We start from the raw sequence: 7,970 nt of genomic DNA, 5'->3' as shown, positions 1-7,970 counted from the left end.
TGGCTACCAGCGGCTCCACAGCCATTTCCAAAACATAAGTCGTCTGGTCCAGCTCAAAGTTTTCTTGCGCCGTCGGATGCACTTCGCCGAAGGAACCGATAACCTTGCCGTTCAGCACGATATCGCAGCTCTTGCCCGGATGCAGATAAGGAGCGGCGGACCGCGCCAGAGTATAATCCTGCACCTGCAGAGAGGCCAGCAAGCCTTCCACCAGGCCCTTCATATCATAAAAGTCAACGTTTTCTTTAGCGGCGCACCAATTCAAGGGCTCGCGCTTGCCGCTGATAACGGCAGTCAGCACCGGGCGCTCCTCTGCGTCCTCCGTCAGCGGCAAAGCCTTAGGCAGGAAGATGCGGCCAACCTCGAACAAGGCTACGCTGTCGTTATGGTTGCGCAGATTAAAGGAAGCGGTCTGCAAAGCGCTGGGAATCATAGTGGTGCGCATTACGGAAAAAGCGTCGGTGATGGGATTCAAAAGCTCGATGCAGCTGCGGCGGCTATCGTCGGCAGGCAGCAGCATTTTATCAAAGGCCGTAGCCTTAATGAAGCTGTAGGTCATCATTTCGTTGAGACCGGCGGCGGCCATATAATCCTGTACGGCGTCCTTCACGTCGTCCAGAACAGATTGATGCCCCTGCGTAATTTTCAGTTCCGGCTGATGGCTTTCGATATAATCATAGCCGTGCATACGCGCGATTTCCTCGCTGATATCGGCGTCGCATTCAATATCCCGACGCCAGCTGGGAGCGGTGATAACCAGCTCCGCGCCTTTTTCCTCCACGCCGAAGCCCAGCTTTTGCAAAATGGCAACGATTTCCTCACGGCTGATAACGCAGCCAATGCAGCCGTTGATTTTTTCTGGCGTCGTCGTAATTACGGCAGGCTTCACCGGTTCGGGATAATCCTCCACAATGCCGCAGAAGGTTTCGCAGGCGCCCATTTGCTCCAGCAAATGCGCGGCGCGGTTTAAAGCGTTGTGGGTAAGCATGGTATCCACACCGCGCTCAAAGCGGCCGCTGGCCTCGCTGCGCAAGCCCAGCGCGCGGGATGTACGGCGGATGCTGGGCCCGTGGAAGGAAGCCGCCTCCAGAATAACATTCTTTGTAGCGTCGGTTACTTCCGTCAGCAAGCCGCCCATAACGCCGCCTAAGCCCGCAGCCTTTTCCGCGTCGCCAATGGTAATCATGGACGGATTTAAAATACGTTCCTTATCGTCCAGGGTAATCAGCTTTTCGCCTTCCTCGGCGCGGCGCACAATCAAGGTGCGGCCTGCCACCTTATCGGCGTCGTAAGCGTGCATAGGCTGGCCTAATTCCAGCATTACATAGTTGGTCACATCAACCACGTTGCTGATGGGGCGCACGCCGCAGGCGCGCAGTCGGTTCTGCATCCATTCGGGAGAAGGCGCAATTTTAATATCCTTTAAAACGCGAGTGGAAAAACGGCTGCACAGCTCCGGCGCAGCAATTTTAATATGCACATAATCGGAAGCCTTTTCTCCGGCGGCTTCCGCCACCTCCATAGCAGGCATTTTCAGCGGACAGCCGGTAATAGCGCTGATTTCGCGGGCTAGGCCCAAAATGCTGAAGCAATCGGCGCGGTTGCTGGTCAAATCGATGTCGATGACCGTATCGTCCAAGCCTAAAACAGTTTTAATATCCACGCCGATGGGCGTATCCGGCGGCAGAATGAAAATGCCGTTGCGCTGCTCCGGCAGCAGCAGCTTGCTGTCGATGCCCAATTCGTCGGCGCTGCACAGCATACCGAAGGAATCCAGCCCGCGCATTTTCGCTTTTTTCAGCTTCATGCCTTCGGGGTTGCGGCCGCTGGGAGGCAGCACGCTGCCCACTACGGCTACGGGCACGATATCATATTGCTTGACGTTCTGCGCGCCGGTCAAAATCTGCACCGGCTCGCCGCCCTGACCGTAATCCATCATGCAAACCCACAGATGGTCGGAATTGGGATGACGGGAAATTTCCATAACCTTGCCGGTAACGACGCCTTCCAAGCCCTCGCCCAGCTGCATTACTGAATCTACCTCTAAGCCAACGCGGGTAATTTTATCGCACAGCTCAGCGGTAGAAATGTTAATATCCACATATTGCTTTAACCATTCCAAAGACGCTAACATTTTGCTCCTCCTTATTTGAACTGACTGATGAAGCGTTGGTCGTTTTCAAAGAACAAACGCAGGTCGTCGATACCGTATTTCAACATAGCGATACGCTCTACGCCCAGACCGAAGGCAAAGCCCGTCATTTTTTCCGGGTCGTAGCCGCTCATGCGCAGCACGTTGGGATGCACTACGCCGGCGCCCAAAATTTCCAGCCAGCCGCTGTCCTTGCACACATGGCAGCCGCCGCGTCCCTGACAAATGGGGCAGGAAACGTCCACCTCTACGGAAGGCTCCGTAAAAGGAAAGTAAGACGGACGCAGGCGCACTTTGACATCGCTGCCAAACATCTGCTTGCAGAACAGCTCCAGCGTGCCCTTCAAATCTGCCAGGCTGATATTTTTATCGACAACCAGGCCCTCCACCTGATGGAACATAGGCGAATGGGTAGCGTCGTAATCGCAGCGGTAAACGGTGCCGGGGCAAATCATGCGGATAGGCGTGTTGGGCTCCATGCTTTCCAAGGTGCGAGCCTGCACGCCGCTGGTCTGGGTACGCAGCAAATAATTTTCTGTAATATAGAAGGAATCCTGCATATCCAAAGCCGGGTGATCGGGCGGTAGATTAAGCGCCGTAAAATTGTGGTACACATCCTCGATTTCCGGACCGTCGCAAACGTCGAAGCCCATGCGCATGAAAATCTTTTTAATCTCGCGCAGGGTTAAGGTAACCGGATGCAGATGTCCGGCCTTGGGCTGACGCCCTGGCAGAGTAATGTCCACCTTTTCGTTAGCCAGCTTATCGCTTAACGCTTTCTTTTCCAAAACCTCAGTCCTGGCGTTAATTTCATTTTCCAAAACGCTTTTGATTTCGTTGACGATCTGACCGATCTTAGGCCGCTCTTCGGCAGGCAGCTTGCCCATGCCGCGCAGGATTTCGGTCATCGGGCCCTTTTTGCCCAAATATTTAACACGCAGATTTTTCAGAGCCTCTAAAGAATCCACCGCAGCCAGCTCGGCTAGGGCCTGTTCTTTTAAGGCTGATAACTGTTCTTTCATCGTAGCTTCCATGTTTGCCTCCTTAATATTGTCAAAAGGTAATACTAAAATTGAATAAAAAACGCCCCTGCAAAAATTCACAGGGGCGAATTAATTCGCGGTACCACCCATATTTATACCTTCATTGCCGGCCTTAACGCAGCTTCTACGTCCGCCCTACCCAGCCTTGCGGCCTTCAGGCGAAGCATTCCCAAGGGAACTTCAAGCCTTGCTCCCGTGCGAAGCTTGCAGCCGGCGGCTTCGCTCTCTGAAACGCTTACAGGGCTTTACTTTCTTGTTCATCATGCAGTCAGGGGGATATTCAATTTAAAGCTTATTATAGCATATCGCAGCCTTTCCCGCAAGATGCGCCTGCGAAAACGAAACAGGACCGCGCCAAGCAAAACGCTTACGCAATCCTGTCTTCGGAAAAATTATACCGGACCTAATTTAATCGCCGTCGCATAGGTCAGGAAGCAGAAGGCCACAATCCACCACATACCCAAAAGCGGCAGCACGAAGCGCAGCCATTTTTTATAGGGCACATTGGCCATAGCCAGATAAGACATTGTCGCGCCGGAAGCAGGCGTAATGCAGTTGGTAAAAGCGTCGCCGAAGGTAAAGGCGAAAACCGCCGTCTGACGGGTCAGGCCCACAATATCGGCCAGCGGCGCCATAATCGGCATGGAAATGGCCGCCTGACCGGAGCTGGACGGAACCAAAATATTAAAGCAGTCCTGAATGATGAACATACCGAAGGCAATAATAGAGGACGGAAACACATCCAAAATTCCGGCCAGATAATAAATAATCGTATCCATAACTCTGGCGTCGTCCAAAAGAATGGTAGCGGCTTTACACATAGCCACCGCCAGACACGGCAGCATCATGCCCTTGCAGCCTTCCAAAAAGGCGTCGCAGATATCGTTAGGCTTCAGGCCGCAGATAATACCCGATAAAATACCCATGATAATGAACAGCGCGGAAATTTCGTTCATATAAAAATCATATTTCAGCACGCCGAAAATAATGCCGACAAAGTTCAGCCCCAGCAGCGCCAGGCTGATAGCCTGACGGGTGCTCAGCTCCGAGCTATCGTCCAGCTTAATGGTATCGGCCTTAGCGCGGTCAATTTCATAAACGGGACTGCTTTGGGGATTTTTCTTTACCTTATAAGCATGGTACATCACGAAGCTGATATTCAGCGCCAGCAAAACCACAAAAATGCCTACGCGATAAGGCAGCGCGGAAAAAATCGGCACGCCGGCAATACCCTGAGCCACGCCGACGGAAAAGGGCTGGGTACAGCCTGCGCCGTAGCCTGCCGCCACCGAGCAGAATAGAATGCCCAAGGCCGTCAAGGAATCGAAGCCCAGCGCCAAAGCGACGCTGACCACCAGCGGCGTAAAGGCCAGATATTCCTCGTTGCAGCCTGCCAAGGTGGAAAAGGTTGCCAGCGTCGTCATCAATACGGGAATCAGCAAAATGCTGTGATTGCGCATTTTCTTGACCAGGCTGCTGAGCCCCGCCACGATAGCGCCCGTGCGTGCCAAAATATTCAAAGAGCCGCCGACCATGAACAAAAAGGCGATAATGCTGATGCCGCCCTTGAAGCCCTTGTTCACCGCCGTAAAGAAATCCATAAAGCCCGTGGGCTTTTGCGTTACATAATGGAAGGTTGCCGGGTCGACGACCATCTTGCCCGTATGCACATCCTTAACGCGGTCGTACACGCCCGCCGGAATTACATAGCTGGCCAGCGCGCACAAAGTAATAACGCAAACTAAAATAATTATGGGACTGGGAGCCTTAAAAGCTTTAACTTTATCCTTCGCCATTTATCATCTCTCCTAAATCATTCTGCATATTTTTCTGCGTAATCCTGTATTTCCATAATGCAGGCCGCCGCAATTATCCAACGCCGGAAGAAGCTTTCCACCGAAGCGCATTCCTTCTTGGTATGGGCGCCAGAGCCCTGCCCGCCCATGGAGCAAACCGTAGGCACGCCCACGCTGCCAAAATAAGCCGCGTCGGACATACCGCCGACATAAACAGGCTCCGAGGCAGCATAGCCGTACTTCACAGCCACGCTGTTAATATAATCCAGCAGCCGGTGATTAGCCGCCGTTTCCTCAAAGGCCGGCATGGGAGCGACAAACTCCACCTCCGTCTCCGTGCCTTCGATATAAATCTTAGCGCACACCTCGCGGATTTTTTGCTGAATATATTCCATATGCTCCAGCTTTTTATAGCGCACGTCCAGCTCGGCGTAGCAGTAATCGGGAACGGCGTTGGAAACCATGCCGCCCTTAATCACGCCGACGCTAACAGTCAAGCCCTCGTCATAAATCGTCAGGTTCTGCAAAAGCGGCAGCTTATGCGCCATTTCCACAATAGCGTTGCGGCCCTTTAAATAATCGTTGCCAGCATGAGCGGCCACGCCGCGCACCGTAATGTGGCAGTCCATGCCGCCCTTGCGGCCAACAATCAGGCAGTTGTCCATGCGTCCGCTTTCCATATTAAAGCAGCACAAGCAGCCCTTGGCCTCCTGCATGAGAATCTCATCAGTAATCCCCATCACATGGCTGATTTCCTCATCGCCGACCAAAACCGCTTTAACGGGCCGGTCGCGGAAGCCGAAATGCTTTAAAGCCACCAGCAGATAAAAAATCTGCGCCACGCCGTTTTTCATATCCACAACTCCGGGGCCGTAAGCAAAACCCTCCTTAATATGGAAGGGGTCTTCGGGATAGCTGCCGGAGGGAAAAACCGTATCGCAGTGCCCGGCCAGCAGCAGAGGCTTTTCAGGAACATCGCTGTTGAGCTCCGCCGCCAAAGCATAAGGAGCGCCCTTAGTATCGACAAAATGACAATCGATACCCTCTGCCTCAAAATGCTTTTTCAAAAATTCCATTACGCGGTTCACTCGGTCTATTTCCTTCGAGCCAGCCTGCATATTCACCAAATTTTCCCAAAACAGCAGCATTTCATATCTGTTTTGCTCCACAAAAGCGCGCAGTTCATTAATATCTGCTTTCATAATAGCCTCAGTCCCATCTAAATAATAATCGTTAAAAACACTTTGCCAGAGTAATGTGTGACAACAATGTGTCTTTATTGTATAAGACATCTTCCTGATTGTCAACCGAAAGCGTACAAAGTAACTTACAGATTAGCTGCCTGCTTCCTCTTTCCTATCGTGAAGCGCGATAGGAAAAATGTCCGCCGTTATTACGGTACATATCAAGCCGCAAAAAGTATGCGCTTGAACAAATAGGCCTCCTCGCAGAACTCCCAAAATTTATTGCTGCGATAACCAAAAAAACCTGACGAGTAATCATCGCGATAGCTCATCAGGTTCTTTTTCTTACGGTTATAAATTTTTGCCGACGCCTTCACCTTCGTCACCGGCTTAACGTCGCCCCATGTGCGGCGCTTGGCAGCGTTCAGCTGCTTCTGTTTCTTTTTGGACAGCTTTTCGTAAGCCACAAATGCTTGCATAAATTTTACCTCCGTCAATAACAATAGATAAATTTTATGAAAAGCGCTGATTAAGCGACAGGCATTTTTATACCTTGCCGCCGCGCCTGAAAACCATTTTTAAAATTACAAATTCAAATTCTTTTGCACAGCGCTGCTGACGCCGGAATAAGCTTCAATTTTCTCCTTCGGCCAATCCTCGCATTCATCATAAAAGCAGGCTGCTTTCCGCTTTTTAAAAATACGGAAGGGCTCGCTTTCGGAATTATCGTAAACATGGCAGATATCGCTAACGGCAATCACCTGCTTCATCAGCTCCAAACAGCCATCATAGCGGGAAATAATTTTCTCTCGGGGCACGTCGTGTCCGCCCAAAAGCACACGGGACTTAATGCGGTACACATTAATCAACGGGTCCGCTGTCAAAACGTAATAGCAACGGATAAAATATCCCTTAGCCTTCGCCCTACGCAGCAGGTTCAAATTTCTTTCAGTGGAAAGCACAGTTTCAAAGCAAAAGCTTTCATTATTCGCCACATGCTCCTCTCGCTGCTTTTCCGCCAGCTGTGCGGCCTCCAAATCGCTGCATTTTAGATTTTTCTTGATTTCGTCGGCGTTGATATAGTCATACAAAGGCGGGCGCAAAAGCTCGGTAAAAGTACTCTTGCCGGAACCGTTGGGCCCGGCGAAAACCACTATTTCAGGCTGCTTAATCTTTTCCATATCTTTACCTCTGCTATTCCCTAGGAACCTCGACGCGCGTTCCGTCGCTGTAAACCTGATAAACCTTTTTGGTTTTGCGGTCGTATTCCACAATGGGAACGCCTAAAACTCTTTGCTTTTCCAAAGCCAGCTTAACAGCGGCGCGGGCTCTTTCGACAACTTCCTTATCGGTAACGGGGGCAATACTCGTCATAACGCAACCGCCTTTCTGAGCGAAAAATATCTATGCTAATGATATCAGCCATTGTCTTGCAAACCACTGCGTACAAATATTATACACTAATTTATTGCAGAACGCCAAATAATAAAATAACCGTCCGTGAAAACACGTAACGGTTGAATTTCTACTGAACTTTATGTATTCTTAATTGGTGCCGCGGACCGGAATCGAACCGGTACGGGTATCACTACCCGAGGGATTTTAAGTCCCTTGCGTCTGCCAGTTCCGCCACCGCGGCAGACTAAAAAAGAAATAAAAATGGAGGCGACACCCAGAATCGAACTGGGGATAAAGGTTTTGCAGACCTCTGCCTTACCGCTTGGCTATGTCGCCTTAAAGTGGAGCGGAAAACGAGATTCGAACTCGCGACCCCCTCCTTGGCAAGGAGGTGCTC

At 51.1% G+C, this 7,970-nt stretch carries 7 protein-coding genes and 2 tRNA genes; all 9 read right to left on the bottom strand.

Annotated features, from left to right (window positions below; genetic code table 11):
- Positions 1-2,134, bottom strand: a 2,134-nt coding sequence (pheT, locus tag QZ105_RS09750) for a phenylalanine--tRNA ligase subunit beta (RefSeq protein WP_293729729.1), incomplete at its 3' end; no start/stop codon positions are given.
- 11 nt (positions 2,135-2,145) lie between these two features.
- Positions 2,146-3,174, bottom strand: coding sequence for a phenylalanine--tRNA ligase subunit alpha (gene pheS, locus QZ105_RS09745; RefSeq protein WP_297863542.1), 1,029 nt, complete (start codon positions 3,172-3,174; stop codon positions 2,146-2,148).
- A gap of 413 nt (positions 3,175-3,587) precedes the next feature.
- Positions 3,588-4,991 (bottom strand): AbgT family transporter, encoded by a 1,404-nt coding sequence (locus QZ105_RS09740; RefSeq protein WP_293729727.1) that lies wholly within the window; start codon positions 4,989-4,991, stop codon positions 3,588-3,590.
- Between the two features lie 17 nt (positions 4,992-5,008).
- Positions 5,009-6,193, bottom strand: a complete 1,185-nt coding sequence (locus tag QZ105_RS09735) for a M20 family metallopeptidase (RefSeq protein WP_293729726.1) — start codon at positions 6,191-6,193, stop codon at positions 5,009-5,011.
- Positions 6,194-6,396: 203 nt separating this feature from the next.
- Positions 6,397-6,654: a hypothetical protein gene (locus QZ105_RS09730; protein ID WP_293729725.1), complete on the bottom strand. Its 258-nt coding sequence runs from the start codon at positions 6,652-6,654 to the stop codon at positions 6,397-6,399.
- A 105-nt stretch (positions 6,655-6,759) separates the two neighbouring features.
- Positions 6,760-7,356, bottom strand: coding sequence for a zeta toxin family protein (locus tag QZ105_RS09725; RefSeq protein ID WP_293729724.1), 597 nt, complete (start codon positions 7,354-7,356; stop codon positions 6,760-6,762).
- Positions 7,357-7,369: 13 nt separating this feature from the next.
- Positions 7,370-7,549, bottom strand: coding sequence for a hypothetical protein (locus QZ105_RS09720; protein WP_293729723.1), 180 nt, complete (start codon positions 7,547-7,549; stop codon positions 7,370-7,372).
- A 176-nt stretch (positions 7,550-7,725) separates the two neighbouring features.
- Positions 7,726-7,814: transfer RNA gene (locus tag QZ105_RS09715), tRNA-Leu, on the bottom strand.
- 21 nt (positions 7,815-7,835) lie between these two features.
- Positions 7,836-7,909: transfer RNA gene (locus tag QZ105_RS09710), tRNA-Cys, on the bottom strand.
- Positions 7,910-7,970 lie beyond the last annotated feature (61 nt).

Origin of the sequence: uncultured Phascolarctobacterium sp., assembly GCF_905212365.1 — a bacterium.
Classification (GTDB): Bacteria; Bacillota; Negativicutes; order Acidaminococcales; family Acidaminococcaceae; genus Phascolarctobacterium_A.
The sequence above is the reverse complement of the archived record's forward strand: the minus strand, read 5'-3'. Positions and strand labels throughout refer to the sequence as shown.

Coding starts and splice junctions, on each gene's coding strand:
- pheS (WP_297863542.1), bottom strand. CDS start 3,174: ATGAAAGAACAGTTATCAGCCTTAAAAGAACAGGCCCTAGCCGAGCTG.
- QZ105_RS09740 (WP_293729727.1), bottom strand. CDS start 4,991: ATGGCGAAGGATAAAGTTAAAGCTTTTAAGGCTCCCAGTCCCATAATT.
- QZ105_RS09735 (WP_293729726.1), bottom strand. CDS start 6,193: ATGAAAGCAGATATTAATGAACTGCGCGCTTTTGTGGAGCAAAACAGA.
- QZ105_RS09730 (WP_293729725.1), bottom strand. CDS start 6,654: ATGCAAGCATTTGTGGCTTACGAAAAGCTGTCCAAAAAGAAACAGAAG.
- QZ105_RS09725 (WP_293729724.1), bottom strand. CDS start 7,356: ATGGAAAAGATTAAGCAGCCTGAAATAGTGGTTTTCGCCGGGCCCAAC.
- QZ105_RS09720 (WP_293729723.1), bottom strand. CDS start 7,549: ATGACGAGTATTGCCCCCGTTACCGATAAGGAAGTTGTCGAAAGAGCC.